Source organism: Bartonella sp. W8167 (assembly GCF_016100335.1).
Classification (GTDB): Bacteria; Pseudomonadota; Alphaproteobacteria; order Rhizobiales; family Rhizobiaceae; genus Bartonella; species Bartonella apis.
This window is the reverse complement of record NZ_JACFSQ010000001.1, coordinates 432,135-453,855: the sequence shown is the minus strand read 5'-3', so window position 1 is coordinate 453,855 and position 21,721 is coordinate 432,135. Positions and strand designations below refer to the sequence as shown.

The following is a 21,721-nucleotide window of genomic DNA, read 5'->3' as shown; positions in this document are numbered from 1 at the left end:
TTGAAAGTCAGGGAGGGAATATCAGCCACAGATGATACAGGACACACCATTGGTGACAACAATTGTTGTGGGACTCTGTCTTGCATTCCTGTTTGGTGTTCTCGCCAATCGTTTACGAATCTCGCCACTGGTTGGCTATCTTCTGGCCGGTGTCATTGTCGGCCCTCACACCGGTGGCTTTCGTGTTGATTCACATTTGATCAATCAGCTTGCCGAAATCGGCATCATTCTGTTAATGTTCGGCGTCGGGCTACATTTTTCTGTCAAAGATCTTCTATCGGTCAAGGCAATAGCCATTCCCGGTGCCATTGTGCAAATGGCGGTTGCCACATTATTGGGTCTTTGCTTCGGTCTTTTCATGGGGTGGGGCTTTGGCGGTGGCGTCGTCTTCGGATTAGCGCTTTCTACAGCAAGTACCGTTGTGCTCTTACGCTCTCTTCAGGAGCGTAATCTGATTGAAACAGAACGCGGGCGTATTGCCGTCGGATGGCTTATTGTCGAGGATCTGGCAATGGTTCTCGCCTTGGTGCTTATCCCCGCCCTATCAACTTCGTTAGGTGGAAACGTTGCGGGCGAAGCCGACCCGCTGGCGCAATGGTTGCAATTGGGGCTCTTTGGAACAATTCTTTTGACAATTGCCAAAGTTGTTCTGTTTATCATTGTCACTTTTGTCATCGGGCGCCGTGTTATCCCGTGGTTTTTGAAAATCTCCGCGCAATCCGGCTCCAGAGAGCTTTTCCGCTTGAGCGTTCTGGCAATTGCCTTAGGCGTTGCGTTTTTTTCTGCGCATCTCTTCGGCGTTTCTATTGCTCTTGGTGCGTTTTTCGCCGGAATGATTATGAGCAGCTCCGAGCTTAGCCAGAGAGCAACAGAAGAAACCCTGCCCCTACGTGATGCTTTTGCAGTTCTATTTTTCGTTTCGGTCGGAATGCTTTTTGACCCGTCAAAATTGATTACTGCGTTTTTCCCCCTTCTGGTTACGCTCATCATCATTATCGGTGGCAAATCTCTTGCAGCTTATGCCATTGTCCGTCTTTTTCACCGGCCATATGCAACAGCGCTGACAATCGGAGCGGGTCTTGCGCAAATAGGTGAATTTTCCTTTATTCTTGCAGGTCTTGGAACTGCATTGGGAATTATCAATGACGAAGCACGTGACCTTATTGTTGGAGGCGCAATCCTATCCATTCTTTTAAACCCGCTCGTCTCTATCGTTGCCGATAAAATCCGCTCTCGTCTCGAGACAAAAAACGGCGAAAATACGGTTCTTGATATTGGCGGGGACGATGAAAACGGGTTGGTCAAAACGATAAAAACGAACCATATAATTCTTGTGGGCTTCGGCGATATCGGTGAAAGGATTGCCGTTTCTCTTCAAAATTTGGAAACGCCTTTCGTTATTATCGACAATAATGCCGAGGCCATAAAAAATGCCAAGGAACAGAAAAACGAAGCAATTCTCGGCAATGCCGCCAGTACGGAAGTGCTTGAAGCCGGCAATTTGAGCACGGCACGACAACTTGTCATTTCAACGAAAAGTGCAATTGATGCTGCAAAGATTGTTGCCGAAACTCGCAAATCAAATGCCAAAATAGACATCATCGCCCATGCTGTAACGGACATGGAAACGGCCTATTTAAAAGATATGGGTGCGAATACCATAGTGACGGATGACGAAGAAATCGCTAAAGGTATGTTAAAACATTTGCGCTATTGCGATGGGGACACAAATGTGCCTTCTAAAGACCGGACATCGCCAGATATGGTGAAAAAGCCGGAAAATACGAGTGGAAACGCATGAAACTGAAGAAATATATTTGGCCGCTTATCGGCGTCATCGCAATGGTGGTTTCCATCTATATTCTCTACCATAAATTATCAGCGATTTCCTTTGCCGATATCACGAACCGCCTTGGCGCACTCAGCCCGCATCACTGGGTTCTCGCCGGTTTTTTTGCGCTGCTCGCCTATGCGGCTCTTGCCGGCTACGACCGCATAGCATTGCAACATTTGGGAAAGAAAATACCGCTCCACTATATCGCCATTTGTTCATTCACCACTTACGCACTTTCCCATAATATCGGCGCATCGGTTTTTTCTGGCGCGGTTGTACGTTATCGCGCTTACAGCAAAAAAGGTCTGACGGGCGTTGAAATAGCCGTGCTCGTGGCTTTTTGTTCTTTCACTTTTGCTCTTGGGACAATTCTTCTTTCCGGCCTTGTACTGGTTATCCGCCCCGATCTGGTAACACTCGTCCATGAAGGAATTCCCTCATGGCTCGCCATTACAATCGGCGTAGGCATGCTGACATTTGTCGGGCTTTATATTTTAGGCAGCCTGTTGCAGTTGCGCCCTTTAAAAATTGGCAAATCGTTCCAGATTTCTTATCCCCATTTCAGCATTGTCGTTCAACAATTAATCATCGGACCACTCGAGTTGATCGGTGCTGCAGGCGTTATCTACGCGACTTTGCCCGATGTCGGAAACCCCGGTTTTATCGTCGTACTGGGCGTCTTTCTAGCATCCTTTACAGTCACACTTTTATCTAACGCACCCGCTGGCGGCGTCGGCGTATTGGAAGCCCTGTTTATGGCCGGCATGCCGAATATGAATCCGGCCGATGTTATTTCGGCTTTGATTGTATTCCGGCTGCTTTATCTCATCATTCCGCTTGTTATTTCGCTGTTCTTCGTTGCTGCATTCGAAATCAGTCAATATCGGCAGCGCAATTCCAATATCGAAAACAACTCGTCAAAAAGCTGAAAAGCTGAGCAGCAAAAAAGGCGAATTACATAGGCTGAAAAGAGGACAGTTCAGGCCTTCTTCCGATATCGCTCGATTTCCACGCCAACGGCAGCTGGGCCGAGTTCTAGCTTGTCTACACGCACAATCACCCTTTGAACCCTTGGATAAGCAAGAATGAGTGCGGCAATGCGTTCAGCCAATGTTTCAACCAGTTCGACATGTCCGAGGGAAACAAGATTCTTGATGCCATCAAGAATAAGATCATATGAAAAGATATGTCGCATATCTTCGGGATTTGAAGACAAGCGTTCAACATCGGCCTTGATGTTGAAACGGACTTTTTGTTTATGCCCATATTCGCGTTTATAGGCACCAATTTCCATCGGAAGGATAAAATCCTCAATGATAATACGGTCGGTTCCTAGTCCGGTATCGCCATTGCTTTGTTCCTGCCCGCTGTCAAATGGCAAAAGTGCGCGCATTAATGAATTGGTTTCATCATCACCAAATTGGCCGGACTTGATAGGATGCCTGACGACAAATCCCAACCAGTCGGGGGAATACGGCAAGAGACGCGGTATATCGGGCGCTTCGATCATTCCAAGAACGCCGGCTTCCAGATTGGACGCTCGTGATTTTTCCATGAACTGGCCGATATTTTCGATTTTCATCTGGCTTAAAATGGTCTGCTCCATATCTCGCGGCTGAAGCAAAATACCGGCAAACCCCAATGCGCTAATAATCGGAATCAATGAATTGTTTGGTGAATCTCCCGCTTCCATCGACGCTACCAGAGGAAAACCGCTACATTGAGTGACCAGTGTTTTATGAAATGCAGGAAGTTTGTCGGGAGAAGCTGAAACAACAATCCGGTTTGCTCCGCATTTTTCCATAACCTTGGCGGTCACCAGATGTGGATTTGAAGTTTTTACCCAGATTTGCGGAAAATAGTCGGGCATGTTCCTAAGGGTCGAACAAAGCTTTTGTATTTTTTGCAATGTGCCCGACAGCAAAACAATATCGGCGCGAACGCTATAAGCAATCCGCGCGTCATTCTGATCTTCAAGTGCGACTAAAAACTTAGTCATCACATTTTCCGATATTCATGTCCGATTAGAATTTGGGGCGGATGTTTTTCAAAGCATTATTCATTTTGAACAGCTCGTCCAACACTGCTTGCGCGCCGCCTTCTATCGCTGCATTCGGCAGGAAATAACCGTTTTCATCAAGATATTGGGTATATTGCGGAATTGGTAATGTTTCCAGAATTGGAACCATTCTTACGGCATTAACCATCAAACGGGCTGTTTCCACGGCTCTAAGCCCACCCGAAATACCACCATAGCTCAGAAACGAAACCGCTTTATAGCTCCATTCATTGGCAAGATAGGTGACCGCATTGACAAAAGATGAAGGCGGCAAATGATCATATTCAGGAATAACAAAAATATAGCAATCACCTTTTGCAATCAATTTGCTCCATTCTTTCGTATGGGCGTGTTCGTATTGATGGAGACGAGGATGTTTCGGTTCATCAAATAATGGCAGGTTGATTGTTGCCAGATCAATCAACTCGACATCAAAATTTGAATGACTTTCAGCGTATGAACAAAGCCAGTCTCCCAACTTCTTGCCTACGCGACCTGCGCGCGTCGATGTGACAATGATCTGCAAAAGTGGTTTCATTTTTTCTTTCCCTTCGATTGAGAAACTATTTTATACTTTAAAACTGTCTTTGTTCAATGACGCGTTTCTATCAAACACCGATTATTATCTAATAAAATTACTGGTCCTGTTTTTTAATTGGCAATATCAAAACTTTCGAAATATTGCGCCTGTCCATTTCAATCACCTTGAAATTGAACCCCTCGGCATCAAAATTTTCGCCTGTAGTGGGCAAATGTCCGAAATGCCATAACATAAAACCGGCGAGAGTGGTATAACGATCATTCTCGTCCACGAGATCTTTCTCGAGATATCCACTCAACCGGCGAATATCCGCATAACCTTCAACCATAAAGCTGCCATCTTTCAATTGTTCGGCTATAACCGGTTCGTCATCTTCGTCGGGAAAATCGCCAGCGATCGCTTCCAATATATCGGTTGGGGTTGCGACACCTTCAAAAGAGCCATGTTCATCGACAACAATGGCAAGTTGTATGGGCGAGCGGCGCAATTTTTCCATTAAACGCAAAACACTTGTGTTTTCGTGAACCACCAAAGGTTGGCGCATAGCCTTTTGCCAGTCAATGTTTTTGCCTTCAGCAAGATCAAGCAGCAAATCTTTTGTCAACGCCACACCGACGAATTCATCGACCTTTTCGCGGGCAAGCACGAGACGGCTATGTTTGAATTGCTCGAGCTCGTTACGCATTTCCTCTTCATTGGTATCCAGATCAAGCCACTCTATCTCGTTTCGAGGAGACATAATCGAACGGACAGGCCGGTCGGCAAGATCAAGCACCCCACGAATCATCTGCTTTTCTTCGGGTCTGAAAATTTGCGACGAGGCTGCTTGTTCTGCAATCAAATCAACAGTTTCACCAAGATTGCCTTCTTTTTTACCTCCGCCCAAAAGCCTTAGAACCGCCCCTGCTGTGCGTTCACGCAAATCATTTGTCGAAATCAGTTTTTCTCGGTTGTGACGGCCAATCTGGTTGAATGCTTCGATAAGAACGGAAAAACCGATTGCCGCGTAGAGGTATCCCTTCGGAATATGAAAACCGAATCCTTCCACGATCAGACTGAAGCCGATCATCATTAAAAAGCCGAGACAGAGAATGACAACAGTGGGATGGCGATTGACAAATTCCATCAACGGCCCCGACCCCCACATCATGGCAGCCATCGCGATGATAACCGCCAGATACATCACCATCATCTGGTCTTTCGGGATCATACCCGTTGCAGTGATAATGCTATCCAGAGAGAACACTGCGTCAAGAACAACAATCTGCACGATGACCTGCCAGAAGACAGCGTGAGCCACAGGAGCTCCGGTTTCCTCGACCTCGCCCTCCAGTCTTTCGTGGAGTTCAAGAGTTCCTTTGGCGAGAAGAAATGCGCCGCCAACAATGAGAATCAAACTGTGCCAACTGAACGAGAAATTGCCAACCGAAAACAAAGGCTGGTCAAGTGTCATCACCCAACCCATAGCGGTTAAAAGTATCAACCGCATGACCAGTGCACAGCTCAACCCCGTCAGGCGGGCACGGTTTCTTACTTTAGCAGGAAGTTTCGTTGCCAGAATTGCGATAAAGACAAGGTTGTCGATGCCCAGAACGATTTCCAAAAAGATAAGCGTTACAAGGCCCATCCACGCATGGGGATTTGCGATCCATTCAAACATTCATCAATTCCCGGAAAAAGGCCGAAGACAGGAGAGAGATTGAGGACAAACAATACCGATCATGTTATTCCTCAAAGCCGTAGCCGGAAAAACGACGGAGAACGTCCATCCTTTTAACGGGTGCAAAAAACGTTTTGTTGCGTCGGGCTGTTAATCTCAACGCACAAGAAAAATTGATAGATTGATAATAATAAATTTTCCCCCGGAACGGCCTGTACCGCTCGATACTACAAGAAGGGTCTTCTGAATTTTGGTCGGGCATTACGCTCGATCGTCCTCTCTCTACCGGTAACAACCTTTGTTACACGCAATGAATGAAAGCTATATAATGAGACGTTTTCAGGTGAAGATCAAGATATTTTCTCAATCGTCGGAATGGGCCATTCAACATAGAATAAAAAGGCAGAAAAAATAAAAATTTTCTATAGACATCATTCATGAGGAACGCTATAGAACCGCTATCCGTTGTTTGACAACGTCACTGTGGGTGATTAGCTCAGTTGGTAGAGCAGCTGACTCTTAATCAGCGGGTCACAGGTTCGATCCCTGTATCACCCACCAATCTTTTTTTCAAACAAAATCAAACAATTACTGAACACAGTATTCCGACAGAATATTCTTTATTCTTCTAAAAAGATTGGTTGGGGACACACTGGGGACAACATTACAAAATGTCAGAAAATGTTTAAAAATAGTTAAACGGATTTGACTTGTTTTTCTAAAATTAACGCAGCAGAACCAAAACACAAACTTAATCTGCAATGCATTTCAGACAAACTGTCTTTCTTTTGAATAGTGTTTGTTGATGCGTTCTGCAAAAAAACTCAATGTCATACAGAGCACAAAGTAAACAATCCCTACGAATAGATAGATTTCTGTTGAATAAGCGCCTGTCAAGCGACCATCAATTTGCCGCGCCAAGGTCAGGAATTCTTGTGTACCAATGATATAAGCCAACGACGTATCTTTCGTAAGCGAGATACATTGGTTGATAAATGATGGTGCCATACGTGGCAGTGCTTGTGGCAAAATCAAAAACCATAGAACTTTCCACCTATTAAATCCTAGTGCTAGTCCGGCTGCCCATTGATCGTCGCCAATGCTGCGCAGACCTGCTGCAACAGAATGACCAAGATAAGCCCCGCCAACCAGGGATAAGGCCAAAACAATAGTTTGTACTTTTGGCGCAGATATGCCAAGCGTCATGGGAAGCAAAAAATAGATCCAGAAAATTAACATCAAAATTGGGATGGCCCGGAAAAACCCAAGAATAGCAACCAGAACCAACTGCCATTTATGACCCGACATAACAAGCAGGATACCAAATAAAAGACCGAACAAAGCTGATAAGACAGCTGAAAAAACGCACAATAGCAATGTTAAAGCCAAGCCGCCTACTGGCCCATTTGGCCAAGCACCAATCATCAAATATTCCAAATTATCGAAAATGAACGAGAAGTTCATGCCTGAACCCTCCGACCGGTGCTTTTAAGCCGACGTGTTTCAATAATGCGTCCGATTATCTCGATAAGAGCAATGGTTATTAAATATAACACTGTCAAAATAAGATAGACAGGAAAAGCCAAAAGTGAACGCGTTTCAATTTGGCTTGCAACATAGAAAAGTTCGGCAACGCCTATCGAGGCTGTTAGAGAAGAGTTTTTTAAAGCCATCATATATTGGCCGAGCAGTGGTGAAAGCGCGTTGCGTACTGCTTGCGGTAAAATTATAAAACGGAATGCCTGACTTCGCGTGAAACCAAGGGCGTAGGCAGCAGATTCCTGATTTATCGGTACAGTTTTTATACCAGCCCGCAATTCTTCTGCGATATAGGCAGCTGTATAGAGTGCCAAACCAATAAATCCGTATATAAACTCATATGACGGCCAATCTAAAGTAAGTGGGCCGAAAACCCATTGATGTGCATCCAGTAACCAAAATCTGATGCTGTCCGGTACAAAACGGCTGACCCCGAAATACCAAAAGAAAAGTTGAACCAGCAATGGCGTATTTCGGAAAATCACTATGTAAGCTTTGGACAAAATATTGAAAGGCCAAAACGGGCTTATGCGCATGCTGCATAAGACGGCACCAAGTAATGAGGCGGCGATACATGAAAGAATAGTAAGGGCGATGGTTACCTGATAACCTTTCCATATCCAGCCTAAATACTCGTGTGACAGCATGTGCTCTACTCAAAAGTCTTGCATATAAATTTTTGTTCTTGGAACAGACAAAAGAGCCGATTGTGCCGGCTCTCTCGCACAAGTTTTATGTCTGATGAAGCGAATTATTGTTTATCGCCAATCTTGAACAATCTGGGGAGCGGAGTTTTGCTATCGGGGCCGAACCATTTATTATAAATTGTTTCCGCTTTTCCTGTCTTTTCCAAATCCAGCAGAGTTTCATTGACTACGGTCACAAGCGCAGTTTCACCCTTGGGTGCTGCTGCTGCCATGTAATCATTAGAAATGGTGAACGCCGGCACCTCATATTGATCTTTGTCCGGGACATTTGCCAATAAACCAACAAGCTTCGGACCATCTTGTGTGATGGCTTGCACATTTCCGTTTCGCAACGCAGCAAAAGCAAATGGCGTGTCATCGTAAGTAATAATTGTTGCTGTCGGATACAAATTTTTCAGATTGATTTCATTGGTTGTACCTTTATCTGCTCCTATGCGCAAATTTGCCAGTTGGTCAGCTGATTTTAAAAAACCTTTTTTGGCAATAAATTGTTGACCTGAAGCAAAATAGGGAATGGAAAAATCAACCTGCTCGGCGCGCTCTGGAGTGACCGTAAAATTCGCCACAACCAAATCCACCTGACCTGAAGTCAAAAGAGGTATGCGGTTTGCCGGATTGGTTGGATGAACTTCCAATTTGACGCCAATTTTGTCAGCAACAGCTTGAGCAAAATCAACATCGAGGCCGGTTATCTTTTTTGTTTTTTCATCAACAAAACCAAACGGTGGATTGCTATCAAAAGATGCAACTTTTAGAACGCCAGCTTTTTTTATGTCGTCAAGACGATCAGCATATGCGGCGCTAGTAAAAAGCACAAGAACTGCAGCCAATAATGTGGAAAAATAACGCTTCATGATGATCCTCTTCATCATAGTTGGAATGAGGTTTTCATTTTCTCCATTTTTAGCCGCAAGATAAGAAATATATTGCTAAACTCGCTGTTACAATTAGAAAAAAATTTTTAGAAAATGAACGTTTTAAGGTTACGCAAGCCTAACCGGATTGCTACTGTTATTTTTGCAAAATTATGCTGTTTGAAGTGACTCTGTTTGCCGAAACAATTTGACGCATTTTGTTTAATCTCCCATCGTCATTGGTGTCAGCGCTTTGCTGTGCAGTTAATCAACTATCATCCCGTTACGCAATGAATGTAGGGGGATGATCAATGCGCGCACTGGCCTCGGCGAAGTTCTTATTCACTCGGCAATATTCTTATAGACGTGGAGATAAACTATTTCAGGAGATAAACTATTTCATATGTGAGTACTCTAAAAAAACTGTTTGTTCAAGCGCCCTTGCTAGCTATCGCGATGGCAATTTTATTATTCTTCCGCATCTATGGGACGCCTATTGACAGGCGCCACAAATCTTGGCCGACATTGGTGGCATTGGATCTGTCGGGTGCTTTATATGAGGCCATTGGTCCTCTCTGGTTTCGATGCAGAAGGCGACTTCCATAGTGATTGCCCGCTGAGTGGAGCGACCTCTTGGATTAAATCTCTTGACTTAAATCTTTGCAGCAGGGGGGGGGGAAATTTCACATACCGCTGATCAGCTGCAATTCAACGAGGTTTACTTTTAGAGAAAAATACGCCGCTCGGCTTGGTTGACCGCATTGCCACCCATGCTGGCTGAAAGCAACTTGTGTTTTTTACCTTCCCTTCAAGCTCGAGTTGGAATGACGGTCTTTTCCATCCCTTGTTCATGATCAGTTTTTCAAGGTACTTATTAAGTTCTCAAGCATGCTTTTCTACAAATGTTGGCAGAACACGTCTCGAACTTTGCAAAGGTCAGAAAACATTGTTTCATCATTTCATGATTTTCGAGATAAATTTACAAGATAGTTCACCAACAGTGTGGTGTGACATGATATTTTTTTATGATCATTCTACCATCTTAACCAAAGCGGGATATTAAAACCATACATTGCAAATGATTTTTGGTAACTGAAAACAATGGCTATTGAAAACAGCTTTTCGAAAATCATAAAAGCTGAAAGCAATCTCAAGCAAAAGAAAGCTTTCCCAATCACTATCATCACAGCAGGAAAGCTGGGAAATGTTCAACAAAAAATACGCCCTTCTGAATATTTGACAGCTGTTCCGCCAATGCGCGCAGAAACCAGCTTGCCATTTTCTACATACCATTCGAGCCGAAGTTTCGAAGGACGCATCATTTCCATGCCCTGTTCTAGCCAGATATTTTTCTTTCCGTCCAGAGGATGGTCAAAATGCTGGACCACACCGCAAAATGCAGACGCAGCCGAACCTGTGGCTGCATCTTCAAACCCGTCCGGCCGGAACATACGCACATGGAATGCACTCTGAAACAGCTGCGTTTCCCGACTATACAAGTAAAATGACGGGGTTTTTACATTCAACTTGTCGAAATTCTCGGCAATATAAACCGGATCAGGCAAGGCACTGGCAATTGTTTTCAAATCACGAACAGGTACAAAGAAAAATGGCACGCCGGCGGTCCATAAAGCTGGCACATGATTTTCAAAACCGATATCCTTGCTTTCAAGTCCAAATGTCGCGGCAAAAATTTCTTTCGGCGTATCAAGCGGAAGTTGTTCAGGCAGTTTCGGAAGATCAAATTCGGCGAAAGCCACCTTTCCGGTCTGGTCTACAACAGCGCGAATAATACCGACTTCCTCTTCCAGAATAATGAGCGAATCGTTCCGGCAATCGTTTTTAAGTGCCAGAGACACAGCAGCACCTATTGTCGGATGGCCAGCAAATGCCATTTCTCCGTCCGGTTTAAAAATGCGCAAACGCGCCATATGTTTTTTGTCTTTTGGTGATTTCACAAAAACTGTTTCGGACAAATTGAATTCGCGTGCGATTGCCTGCATCTTCTGGTCTGTCAAACCATTGCAATCATGCACAATTGCCACAGGATTTCCTGAAAGAATCGTGTCACTGAATACGTCGAACACTTCGAAAAAACGACCTTTATGTGCCACAGTGACAAATCCCTCGTTGACTGGCCCCTCTTTGACTGGCCCCTCTTTGACTGGAGACCCGAATAGACGAACCTTCGCTTCTTTATGCTTATGATAAAACAGGCAGGACTGTAAAGTTTGAATATGCCCGAAAAGAAAGGATGCAGCCTTGAAGACTACATCCTTATTAGCGTTAAAATATCTCAAGTCAAAGACAAGCTGAAAATGGCCCTGCATAAAAAGGCGAGCGACTTGTCACCCGATTATTTGTTGTCGGCAGCCAATGTCAATTTGGAGACACCGATAGCAATGTTGGCGCCTTCATGAGCCTCGACACTCACCGGTTGCAAAGAAAATGCTTTATTATCGCCTACAAGGAGATTGGCACCACCACCGACACCGGCTGCAGCGTCCACACCAAGCCCCTCGTATTTGCCAACGAGAATTCCGGTTTTATAAGCATTTTTGCTGGCGGCCAAAACCATCCAGGACATTTGCCCGGCACCGGCTTTGCCAATGTCTATACCAAGTTGTTCAATCTTGCCAACATATTTATCGGTTTGTGCACCTTTGTCGTTAGGCTGAAGAACGCAGGTCAGCTTTTCGGTGGCTTTGAAAATGTGCCCCTCTGCCCCTTGTCCGGTACAAACGAGCATACCGATGGTGACTTTATCGTCGGCTAATGCGCCATTGACACTCAAAAAAGCGCTTCCTGCAGCAAGACCGGCAATAACAAAATTTCTTAAAAAATGTGACATGACTGTGGTTCCTTCTCTACTAACTCATCCCAATTTGGCGTATATTATTGAAAATACAAGTCGTCTTCTAATAAGTTTTACAAAGTAGAATTGAATTCTTATTACTGTCGAAACGAAACGTGATGGCTGTATCGGCTTTGGCCGAAGTTTTTTGAATTTGAATGAGGAAATCCATGTCTTGCCGGTTAGCAAGTATTTTTATTACAACACTTTTTGTGTCATTCGCCTGCACGGTGAATAGCAATGCGGTTGAACTTAACAGTCCACTGGCACCCATAGCCCGTCCGCAAAATGCACCGCTTCCTCACGCCCATTACGGGGTACCAAAGCCGAACCGCAATTATAAACCAGAACAGACAAATCCCGGTGGCCCGACATATAAATTGGATACCGGTCCGGATATCAACCACCAACAATGGTGTAGCGATCGTTATAGAAGTTATCGTTCGTCTGACGATACTTATATCGACCGTGGTGGTGTGCGTCAGACCTGTAAGTCACCATTTCCGAAATAAATATTGTCGTTATGACTCTATGAGGCGGGGAAATTGCCATGGGCTGCGGTTTGCGGCTTTCTTCCCTATTTGAAATAGAAATTTTCTATTTCAACAAATACCAGACTTTTTATGCCTGATAAATTTTCAAAATATTGAAAATTATTGTTACCTGTTCCTTCATTGAAGCCTGTTCCGACAGCCAATTGTCTTGTCTAACAAATGATGAAGGTGAATAAATTCCATCGTCTCAAGTGTCAAAGGATGACTTTCGTAAAATAACGCGTTAACCGAGAAAAAATCTACGCAAATTCTCTCGAACAATCACTCGACCAAAGAAAACGGTCCCTATCTCTTCCCTAAAGGTTGTCATGATCACGCCGGAAAGACCTGACGTAATTGCCACAAACAATTGAACCTGCAAATCGAGTTTTCGTAAAATTTTATAAGAAAAAAGAGCCGGTATAACCGGCTCTTTCGTTAAGATTTTATAAAAACAAACCGCTTTGCTTAGTTGCGTGTTTTATCGACCAATGCATTGGCTTTAATCCACGGCATCATCCCGCGCAATTTTGCACCGATTTGTTCAAGCTGATGGCCGTCATTAATCCGGCGGATAGCTTTGAAGCGAACAGCGCCGGACTTATATTCCTGCATCCAGTTGGAGCAGAAGGTACCGTCCTGAATGTCTTTCAGAACACGCTTCATATTCGCCTTGACTTCATCCGTAATAATGCGCGGACCACTAACATATTCACCCCATTCGGCGGTGTTGGAAATCGAGTAGTTCATGTTGGCGATGCCGCCTTCATAGATAAGATCAACAATGAGCTTCATTTCGTGGCAGCATTCGAAATAGGCCATTTCCGGAGCATAACCGGCTTCAACCAGAGTTTCGAAGCCTGAACGGATAAGATTGACAAGACCACCGCAAAGAACAACTTGCTCGCCGAAGAGATCGGTTTCGGTCTCTTCCTTGAATGTTGTTTCGATAACGCCTGAACGGCCTGCGCCAATTCCACAAGCATAAGAGAGAGCAAGATCATGCGCGTTGCCTGTTGCATCGTGACCAACGGCAATGAGGCAAGGAACGCCACCACCACGCTGGTATTCGCTGCGCACTGTATGACCTGGACCTTTAGGAGCAATCATAATGACATCCACAGTCTTTTTCGGTTCGATCAGACCGAAGTGGATGTTCAGACCATGAGCAAATGCAATTGCCGCGCCATCGCGCAAATTGTTAGCAATCTGTTCTTTAAAAATATCGGCCTGCAATTCATCAGGGGTAACCATCATAATGAGATCAGCCCATTTTGCAGCTTCGGCAACAGTCACAACCTCGAACCCGTCAGCCTGAGCTTTTTTCGCTGTCGCTGAACCCGGACGAAGAGCTACTTTAATCTCTTTCACACCGGAATCTTTCAGGTTCAAAGCATGGGCACGGCCTTGGGAACCATAGCCGATTACACCGACTTTTTTGGATTTTATCAAGTTAACATCTGCATCACGATCGTAATAAACACGCATGGAAAACTCCCTTAATTTTGTGTTTCATCTGTTTTTTTTCGCCCGTAAAGAGCAAAAAATTGTCTGGTCGCTGTGCGCACTTCACGGATGATTTCTTCATCGTCCATGTGAAACTCGTCGCCCAGCAATTTTCTTATTTGGACATCACGAACAACGAGGCCGAAAAATGTCCGGAATGCGTTGTCAAGATTGTCCATTTGTAAAAGTCCGCAATCGCGACCGATTTCCAAAATCGGTTTCAAGCGACGCGCCATTGCAAACGGTCCGCGATAAAGAACGACATTTCCGAGATTGGATTTGCCCGTCCCCGCCCGACTGACGGCAAGCCGGTTAAGCGCGATCGATGTCGGCGAGGTCAGAACCATCAACCAGTCGCGTGCAAAATGTTCCAGGCTGTTGAAAAGCGTTTGTTCATCAACTGCTTCGCGACTGATCGGTACCGCACGAACTTTTGAAGCCTGCCATTCGACCATGGCTTCAAGAAATGAATTGCGATCGCCGAACCACTTATAAAGTGTTTCCTTCGAGCAGCTTGCTGCTTTCGCAACTTTCGACATTGTCAACGCCAGATGGTCTTTGACGAGCACTTGCAGTGCTGCGTCAAGAACGTCCTTCTGACGATCTGTCAAATTATTGACCAGAGCATTTGTCGACTGTTGCATGTCTGCTGTTTTCATCTTTTTGCGTACCGTACCGTACGGTTCGTTACCATGCTACGAGAAATTGCCAATAGCAAGTAATATTTTCAGTAAAAATTTCTTTTTATTAGAAATCGAAATTTGTGGAACGGCTTTACCGGCTTTGTCACCTTTTTAGTTCATCAACAAAGCCGGCGGTTTGGACAGCAAGATTGCTTTTTTAAACAGTAACCTCGCTCAAACTGTAATCTGGGTGCCAATTTCCACAACACGGCCAGTTGGAATCTGGAAATATTCGGTTGCGTCGGCGGCGGTTCTGGCAAGGAAAATATAGAATTTATCCTGCCACATCGGCATATCGGATTTCGCTGCCGGTTTGATAGAACGACGGGACACAAAAAATGATGTGGTCATAATGTCGAATTTCCACCCCAATTTGCGACAAATTGCCAACGCCTTCGGAATATTCGGCTGTTCCATATAGCCGAATGTCAAAGTGACTTGCATAAAACGTTCATTAAACTGGGAAACCCGTGCACGATCAACCGAAGATACACGTGGTGTCGAGGCTGTATTCACCGTCAATATAACGTTGTTTTCATGCAAAACTTTATAATGTTTAAGGCTATGCATCAACGCACTGGGCGCGCTTTTCGGATCACTCGTTAAAAACACAGCCGTCCCCGGCACGATGATTGGCGGTTTTTCGGCCATTTTGGTGACGATAAGATCAAGCGGCACTTCGGCTTTGCGGGTTTTTTTGAACAAATGCCGGCTACCACGAACCCAGGTCCACATAATCAGCACCACGCTGCAGGCAAGCCCGACGGACACCCATCCGCCATCGTGGATTTTTATCAGATTGGCGCTGAAGAAAAGAAGATCAAGACACAGGAACGCAAGCGTAGGCAGAAGGCATAAAGCGAGCCGCCATTTCCAGATGCGCCTCATGACGATAAAAAGCAGCGATGTTGTGACGATCATATTGCCGGTAACTGAAATACCATATGCAGCTGCAAGGTTGGATGATTTTTCAAAACCTATCACTAGAAGAATAACGATAACCGCTAAAATAAGATTGATCCGCGGCATATAGATTTGGCCGAGATTTTTTTCCGACGTGTGCAATATCTCGAGCCGCGGCAAAATATTGAGTTGCACAGCCTGACGTGAAATGGAAAAAGCACCGGTTATCACCGCCTGAGCCGCGATCACTGTCGCCATCGTTGCCAGAATAATCATTGGTATAAGTGCCCATTCGGGCAGCATCTGATAGAACGGATTGATCGTATTGCGCCCGTGGGAAAGGATAAATGCACCCTGCCCCAAATAATTGAGCACAAGACAAGGAAACACAATCCACAGCCATGCTGCAACAATCGGACGACGGCCGAAATGACCAAGGTCTGCATAAAGCGCTTCAGCACCGGTCACCGCCAGAAACACTGCGCCGACGGCTGCAAATGAAGTTGCCGGATTGCTGACAACGTAGGAAATAGCATAGCCTGGAAACAATGATTTTAAAATCGTCAGATCATCAAAGATATGGAAGAGACCGAACCCGCCAAGAGCCAGAAACCAGACTAATGTTATCGGACCAAAAACAATTGCAACTTTTCCTGTTCCAAACTTTTGGACAGCAAAAAGTGCCACCAGAATGATGAGTGTCAGCGGCACAACAAAAGGCTCGAGGTCGGGCGCCACAACTTCCATACCTTCAACAGCCGAAAGCACCGAGACAGCCGGAGTAATGACGGCATCGCCAAAAAACAGCGATGCGCCGAGTATGCCTATCCCCAGAGCCCAGCCACCTTTCTTTCGGAAAGTCGAGCGTGCAAGCGCCATCAAAGATAAAATCCCGCCCTCGCCGTTATTGTCGGCACGCAAGACGAAAACAACATATTTGATTGTAACGATAAGCAGTAACGCCCAGAAGATAAGAGATATAACGCCATAGACATCGAATTTCAGAATATCATGGTTGCCTGCACCGGCGCGCAAGGCCTCGCGAAACGCGTAAATCGGACTTGTACCGATGTCACCATAGACAACACCTATGGCGCCGATCAACAGAAGCAAAAAGCTTTCTTTGGAATGGTCATTGCTTTCATCAGCTGGCGTAGAATCGTCGGTCGCAAGGTCGATATCTTGAGGGTCCGCCATGGCGCAATCCTTTCAGACGAAAGTATTCATTGTTGAAGAATTAGAAAAACGGAGGAAAAATTACCTGCCTTATATAGTCTTAAATCAGTGCCGCAACGGACGGTTAAACAGTTAACGCCCGTTTGAACCTTATAACGGTATTTCTCATACCGTGTTCCAAAGCATCTGCTATAAGCCCGTGACCGATCGAGACTTCATAAAGCCACGGCACACATTTTACAATGGGGGGAAGATTGGGCACTGTCAGATCATGTCCGGCATTGACAAGGAGCCCCAATTGTTTTGCCTTTTCGGCAACGATTGTAACCGCTTCAAGCGCTTGCAACTGCTTTTTGTCGCTGTCATAAGCGTCGCCATAGGGGCCGGTATAAATTTCAACACCATCAGCACCGAGCTTTTTTGCTTCTTCAAGCCCGTCAAGAACCGGACTTACAAACAGAATAACGCGGATGGAACGATCCTTCAGCCGTTTGATAATCGGAGCTAAAAAAGTGCTCTGTTGACTAAAATTCCACCCATGGTCCGACGTTGATTGCTTGGGAGAATCAGGAACCAATGTTATCTGGTTGGCATAAGTTTCTGCCATATCAAGAAATGTTGGGTCGGGGTAACCTTCAATATTGAATTCCCGGTTTGGAAATTCGTCGTCAATAAGGCGGCGGATGTCGGGAAGATCGCTAAATCTTATATGGCGCTGATCGGGCCGCGGGTGCACTGTAATACCGTCTGCCCCCGCATCAAGTGCAATGCGCCCCATGCCTACGACATTTGGCCAGGGCAAATTCCGACGATTGCGTAAAACCGCGATTGCGTTAAGATTAACCGATAGCTTTATTGTCATCGACCACACCTATAAATTCCGCTTCAAATCGTTCTTAAGACCATTTGAAACGCTACATTAATTTTCTACATATAACTTAATTGCGCTTCAAGGAAGGGGAAAAGCATGTTGCCTGAAGATACACTATCCGTTGTCTCCAAAATCAAAACAGATCGCGCCGGTGCTATTGCATTTTCGATCAATGGCGTGCTTGCGTCTTCGGATGTTGAAAATCTCTATGGCCTTTTCGAAGCAGAAGCGGAAGGGCAAGATCATATCAGTATGATCGTTATCTTCAAAGAATATGACGGTATCGATTGGGAAAGTCTGTTTAATGAGGATACAGCAAAAATCAGGGCCGAAGCTTTTAAAAAATTGAAACGTTATGCCATCGTCGGAGGGCCTGATTGGCTTAATCTTGCTGTCGAATTTTTCAGGCCTTTCGGGCGTGTCGAAACCAAATGGTTTTCTTTGAACGATATTGACGAAGGCTGGAAATATATCGGAGCGCGACCTGCCGAATAAAAATCACTGTTAAAATTATCGAAGACGTTGAAACTTCGCGTTTTCGGGAAAAAAATTCTTTTTGGATTTTCAGCTATATCCGTCTTCTACTTTCCGATATGCACTTCTTCATTTTATCAAAGCCGCAATGAGTGGCCTTATTGGAATAGTCCTAATTTCCGGAGTATTTGGAAAAACTTCCCGGGTTTGATAGCAATTTTATAAACAAAGCTGGCAGAATTTTAAACAAAGCAATCAAATCATCACTTGCCACCATTTATGAATAAAATGATGTCGACAGTTGTTTTTATTGCACAATCTCGTTTTTGTATGTTGAAACACCCAACCTTGAATATCAGGCCAAAAATCCGGCACCGTCCTCCCCTCCTCTTGTCTTCAGCTTTTTCGCGTCTTTAGCTTCTCTTCATCACCCTAACGGAAATGGCAAAAGAAGCGCTAAACTTCCGAGCCACAGTGGCGTTATGCGATTAGCCCCAGTTTATTATCAAACAGCAGTTTGCTTTTATTCTGAACAAAAGTTCGGATTAAGACAAGAAAGTTGACTGTTCGCCATTCTATTTTGAAATAAAACGGAATTCTCCCAATTGGTAAAAAACATTTGAATCAAAAATTGAGGATATCAGCCCAACCTATGGTGAATTCATGGTTTTTCCCCCGATTTTTATTTATTTTATTGACTGAAAATGCTGTTATTTGATGAAATAAACTTGCGAAGCAATGGCCACTTGGCATATGAATTGCAGGACTTTATGGAAAAGGTCGGTCGGGAGGTAGCCGAGGAGCTGCTGGAACCATTTTAAAAAAGTGGTGCGGTCGATCAGAGGGAGGCTTCATGGCTTACAAAATTGAACAAATGACAAAACCACATCCTCGTCGTGCGTTATACAAAGTACTTTATGTGCAGGTGATATTCGCGATTATCTGTGGTATTTTGCTCGGATATTTTTATCCTGATGTCGGTGCATCGTTGAAGCCGCTTGGTGATGCCTTCATCAAACTGGTTAAAATGATTATCGCACCGGTTATCTTTTTGACCATTGTAAGCGGTATTGCCGGTATGAGCGACTTGAAAAAAGTCGGTCGGGTTGCAGGCAAATGCATGCTTTATTTCATTACATTTTCAACGCTGGCGCTTATTATCGGCCTCATTATCGGAAATTTGCTGCAACCGGGGGCGGGAATGCATATTGACCCCGCTTCACTTGATGCTGCTTCGGTCAAAGTTTACGCCGAAAAAGCCCATGACGCATCAATCGTCAAATTCCTGATGAACATCATTCCTTCCACAGTAATTTCTGCTTTCGCCGAGGGCGATATCCTTCAGGTACTGTTCTTTTCCATATTGTTCGGTGTCGCTCTGGGATCCGTTGGCGAACGTGGCCGCCCCATTCTGGATTTCATCCATGCTCTTTCTACTCCGATTTTCAAATTGGTTGCCATTCTCATGAAAGCCGCCCCGATTGGTGCTTTTGGTGCAATGGCCTTCACAATCGGTAAATATGGTATCGGCTCCGTCATCAACCTGTTCTATCTGGTTGCAACATTCTACCTGACATCTATTCTGTTTGTCGTTGTCGTTCTTGGTGCTGTCTGCCGATATAACGGCGTGTCGATTTTCAGAGTTGTCCGCTACATCAAAGACGAGCTGCTGTTGGTTCTCGGCACATCATCTTCAGAAGCTGCTTTGCCGACATTAATGGAAAAAATGGAAAAGGCGGGCGCCAAGAAATCGGTTGTCGGGCTTGTTATTCCGACAGGCTATTCCTTCAACCTTGATGGAACCAATATTTACATGACATTGGCAACATTGTTTATCGCGCAAGCTTTGGACATCAACCTTACGCTTGAACACCAGTTGCTTATTCTGATCGTTGCAATGATTTCATCAAAGGGAGCAGCCGGTGTCACCGGAGCAGGCTTCATCACACTTGCCGCTACACTTGGTGCGGTTCCCGCTATTCCTGTTGCGGGCATGGCAATCATATTGGGTATTGACCGCTTCATGTCGGAATGCCGAGCATTGACCAATCTCGTCGGCAATGCGGTAGCCTGTATCGTCGTTGCCCGTTGGGAAAACGAGCTTGATACGGTTCAACTTCATAAAGTACTGGGTGGTCATGAACACCAACACGGGCATCACCACGTTGAAGAAGCAAAAAGTGAAGAAGCCCGGTAAAAGCACATCCTGCTGAATTAGGAAAAGCCCCTCTTTCGAGGGGCTTTTTTGTGACCTTATGAATCCCGATAGCTAAATTTTTTAGAATCAAATCGCCACAAAATCGGACTGAACGATGTTGTTCCAGACCACGGATTCGACCCGTCCAAGTTTTTATAAACAGGCTGCCACCTTCGCCTTTCCACCAAATCTCACAATCTTCTTGTTCCTCGCGCAAAGGAGGAATTAGACCCTCAGCGAGATTGGACGTGAAACCGGCCTTTGCCTTTGCCCGGGCAAACGGGTTTATCGGCAACAAAAAAGTATCATATCATCCGATTTTCATACGACTGTTTTTCAATGAAACGACAATTCATTAAAATTTCTTGACTGCTTGGTTGTTTTTGTCTCTTGCGCAAATTGTTCGAGGGCTCTTTTCTACACATTGCGGCACCATCGGTTATAGCCATTTCCGCGGCATCGCGTATTTGCAAGTTAAACGGCAATCTCTTGTCATACCGCTTGACTGCTACTTCATCCTCATTTGCATCATATATTTATTTGCCCCAAGTGGTTGAGCATGAAGCCGGTTTTCCTGCCATGAATGAGGAGCGACCTTTTAACATTTTTTATCTCCCGGCAAACAATGATCCTTCATTATTTTTCATCCGGAATAATGAAAATTCAAAAGCCCGACCAGCTAACCGAACGCCTGTATCGTTATTTGAAACGGGCTGCGAAAAAGTTGGACACCCCCCCTTTTCTATGAGAGCCATTTTACCTATATTGGCGGTGCTGGCTTGCCAGCTATGGTAATAAATGGACAGTGTAATAAACCCATTGGACCCGGGGGCGGTACCCGGCGCCTCCACCACAACCAAAACAGCTTTCATTATTCTGGTTGTTTTTGTTATGAAGGGGGCGAAATAGGATCGACAAGGGCGTAAAGATTGCTCTTTTACCCGGCATTGTACCACCGTTATCGGGCTACTTAAGTAGTTGCAAATGACAACTATGCGGAAGCTCGTCTCGCTGCTTAATTGCGGCGCGAACGCTTCAAATTAAGTCTTGGACCTTCGCCGGTCCAAGCGGGGTTCGGAGGCACCTGGCAACAGAAGCCTTCACTTCTTTTGTTCAGCAGCATTCTGTTTAAAAACTATCGACTCATTCAATTTTGAAAGTTCAAGTTTGAAACTTTGGCTTCAATTTGTCTTTGTTCCGAAAGCCATAGTGGTCATTTCATCAAGTTTGAGACCGAAGGTTGTGATCAATCGAAGGTCAAGAAAATTTTTGAGGAGATTTTGGTTGCCTCATTGCATTACAATTGGCTACATTGCATTAAGGATGTGTG

At 44.9% G+C, this 21,721-nt stretch carries 16 protein-coding genes, 1 tRNA gene, 1 other RNA gene and 1 pseudogene; 7 read left to right on the top strand and 12 right to left on the bottom strand.

What is annotated here, in order from left to right; genetic code table 11:
- Nucleotides 1-31 precede the first annotated feature (31 nt).
- Together ybaL and H3V12_RS01705 are read left to right on the top strand one after the other, a co-directional pair.
- Nucleotides 32-1,801 carry a YbaL family putative K(+) efflux transporter gene (gene ybaL / locus H3V12_RS01710; RefSeq protein ID WP_198212357.1) on the top strand — a complete coding sequence of 590 codons (1,770 nt, stop codon included), beginning with the start codon at nt 32-34 and terminating at the stop codon, nt 1,799-1,801.
- Complete coding sequence (locus H3V12_RS01705; RefSeq protein ID WP_198212355.1) at nt 1,798-2,763, top strand: YbhN family protein; 966 nt, start codon at nt 1,798-1,800, stop codon at nt 2,761-2,763. The genes ybaL and H3V12_RS01705 overlap by 4 nt, the downstream gene beginning before the upstream one ends.
- Before the next feature lie 50 nt (nt 2,764-2,813).
- Here the strand turns inward: H3V12_RS01705 and H3V12_RS01700 are convergent, their stop codons facing one another.
- The 3 genes from H3V12_RS01700 to H3V12_RS01690 all read right to left on the bottom strand — a co-directional run bounded on the left by H3V12_RS01700 (nt 2,814) and on the right by H3V12_RS01690 (nt 6,094).
- Nucleotides 2,814-3,833, bottom strand: a complete 1,020-nt coding sequence (locus H3V12_RS01700) for a dihydroneopterin aldolase (RefSeq protein WP_198212354.1) — start codon at nt 3,831-3,833, stop codon at nt 2,814-2,816.
- Between the two features lie 25 nt (nt 3,834-3,858).
- Nucleotides 3,859-4,431: an NAD(P)H-dependent oxidoreductase gene (locus tag H3V12_RS01695; protein ID WP_075868620.1), complete on the bottom strand. Its 573-nt coding sequence runs from the start codon at nt 4,429-4,431 to the stop codon at nt 3,859-3,861.
- Nucleotides 4,432-4,528: 97 nt separating this feature from the next.
- Nucleotides 4,529-6,094 (bottom strand): TerC family protein, encoded by a 1,566-nt coding sequence (locus tag H3V12_RS01690; protein ID WP_198212352.1) that lies wholly within the window; start codon nt 6,092-6,094, stop codon nt 4,529-4,531.
- Nucleotides 6,095-6,579: 485 nt separating this feature from the next.
- Between H3V12_RS01690 and H3V12_RS01685 the strand changes: the two genes are divergently transcribed.
- A tRNA-Lys gene (locus H3V12_RS01685) sits at nt 6,580-6,655 on the top strand.
- A gap of 207 nt (nt 6,656-6,862) precedes the next feature.
- On the opposite strand, the gene H3V12_RS01680 is transcribed toward H3V12_RS01685, so the two are convergent.
- The 5 genes from H3V12_RS01680 to H3V12_RS01660 form a co-directional block, all read right to left on the bottom strand.
- Complete coding sequence (locus H3V12_RS01680; RefSeq protein WP_246787462.1) at nt 6,863-7,519, bottom strand: amino acid ABC transporter permease; 657 nt, start codon at nt 7,517-7,519, stop codon at nt 6,863-6,865.
- 35 nt (nt 7,520-7,554) lie between these two features.
- Nucleotides 7,555-8,280 carry an amino acid ABC transporter permease gene (locus H3V12_RS01675; RefSeq protein ID WP_198212348.1) on the bottom strand — a complete coding sequence of 242 codons (726 nt, stop codon included), beginning with the start codon at nt 8,278-8,280 and terminating at the stop codon, nt 7,555-7,557.
- Nucleotides 8,281-8,384: 104 nt separating this feature from the next.
- On the bottom strand, nt 8,385-9,194 hold the full coding sequence (locus H3V12_RS01670; RefSeq protein ID WP_198212346.1) for an ABC transporter substrate-binding protein: 810 nt from the start codon (nt 9,192-9,194) through the stop codon (nt 8,385-8,387).
- Nucleotides 9,195-10,402: 1,208 nt separating this feature from the next.
- Nucleotides 10,403-11,308 (bottom strand): PhzF family phenazine biosynthesis protein, encoded by a 906-nt coding sequence (locus tag H3V12_RS01665; protein WP_343211697.1) that lies wholly within the window; start codon nt 11,306-11,308, stop codon nt 10,403-10,405.
- A 242-nt stretch (nt 11,309-11,550) separates the two neighbouring features.
- The gene (locus tag H3V12_RS01660; RefSeq protein WP_198212342.1) at nt 11,551-12,045 is read right to left on the bottom strand and encodes a DUF992 domain-containing protein; all 495 of its coding nucleotides are present in this window, start codon (nt 12,043-12,045) and stop codon (nt 11,551-11,553) included.
- Between the two features lie 404 nt (nt 12,046-12,449).
- Here H3V12_RS01660 and H3V12_RS11155 point away from each other — a divergent pair.
- Nucleotides 12,450-12,560: pseudogene (locus H3V12_RS11155) on the top strand (BA14K family protein); the annotation flags it as partial.
- A gap of 489 nt (nt 12,561-13,049) precedes the next feature.
- Here the strand turns inward: H3V12_RS11155 and ilvC are convergent.
- The 4 genes from ilvC to H3V12_RS01635 all read right to left on the bottom strand — a co-directional run bounded on the left by ilvC (nt 13,050) and on the right by H3V12_RS01635 (nt 17,711).
- Nucleotides 13,050-14,069 (bottom strand): ketol-acid reductoisomerase, encoded by a 1,020-nt coding sequence (gene ilvC, locus H3V12_RS01650; RefSeq protein ID WP_075868645.1) that lies wholly within the window; start codon nt 14,067-14,069, stop codon nt 13,050-13,052.
- 11 nt (nt 14,070-14,080) lie between these two features.
- The gene (locus H3V12_RS01645; protein ID WP_246787505.1) at nt 14,081-14,731 is read right to left on the bottom strand and encodes a TetR/AcrR family transcriptional regulator C-terminal domain-containing protein; all 651 of its coding nucleotides are present in this window, start codon (nt 14,729-14,731) and stop codon (nt 14,081-14,083) included.
- Between the two features lie 213 nt (nt 14,732-14,944).
- Nucleotides 14,945-16,870 carry a potassium transporter Kup gene (locus H3V12_RS01640; protein ID WP_198212336.1) on the bottom strand — a complete coding sequence of 642 codons (1,926 nt, stop codon included), beginning with the start codon at nt 16,868-16,870 and terminating at the stop codon, nt 14,945-14,947.
- Between the two features lie 103 nt (nt 16,871-16,973).
- Nucleotides 16,974-17,711 (bottom strand): pyridoxine 5'-phosphate synthase, encoded by a 738-nt coding sequence (locus H3V12_RS01635; protein ID WP_075914235.1) that lies wholly within the window; start codon nt 17,709-17,711, stop codon nt 16,974-16,976.
- Nucleotides 17,712-17,816: 105 nt separating this feature from the next.
- On the opposite strand from H3V12_RS01635, the gene H3V12_RS01630 reads away from it, so the two are divergent.
- From H3V12_RS01630 to ssrA, 3 genes are all read left to right on the top strand, one after another.
- A complete protein-coding gene (locus H3V12_RS01630; protein ID WP_198212334.1) occupies nt 17,817-18,215 on the top strand; it encodes an STAS/SEC14 domain-containing protein in 399 nt (132 codons plus the stop codon).
- Nucleotides 18,216-19,047: 832 nt separating this feature from the next.
- Nucleotides 19,048-20,391: a dicarboxylate/amino acid:cation symporter gene (locus H3V12_RS01625; protein WP_281432012.1), complete on the top strand. Its 1,344-nt coding sequence runs from the start codon at nt 19,048-19,050 to the stop codon at nt 20,389-20,391.
- Nucleotides 20,392-21,125: 734 nt separating this feature from the next.
- Nucleotides 21,126-21,496: a transfer-messenger RNA gene (gene ssrA / locus H3V12_RS01620) on the top strand.
- The last annotated feature ends 225 nt before the right edge of the window (nt 21,497-21,721 follow it).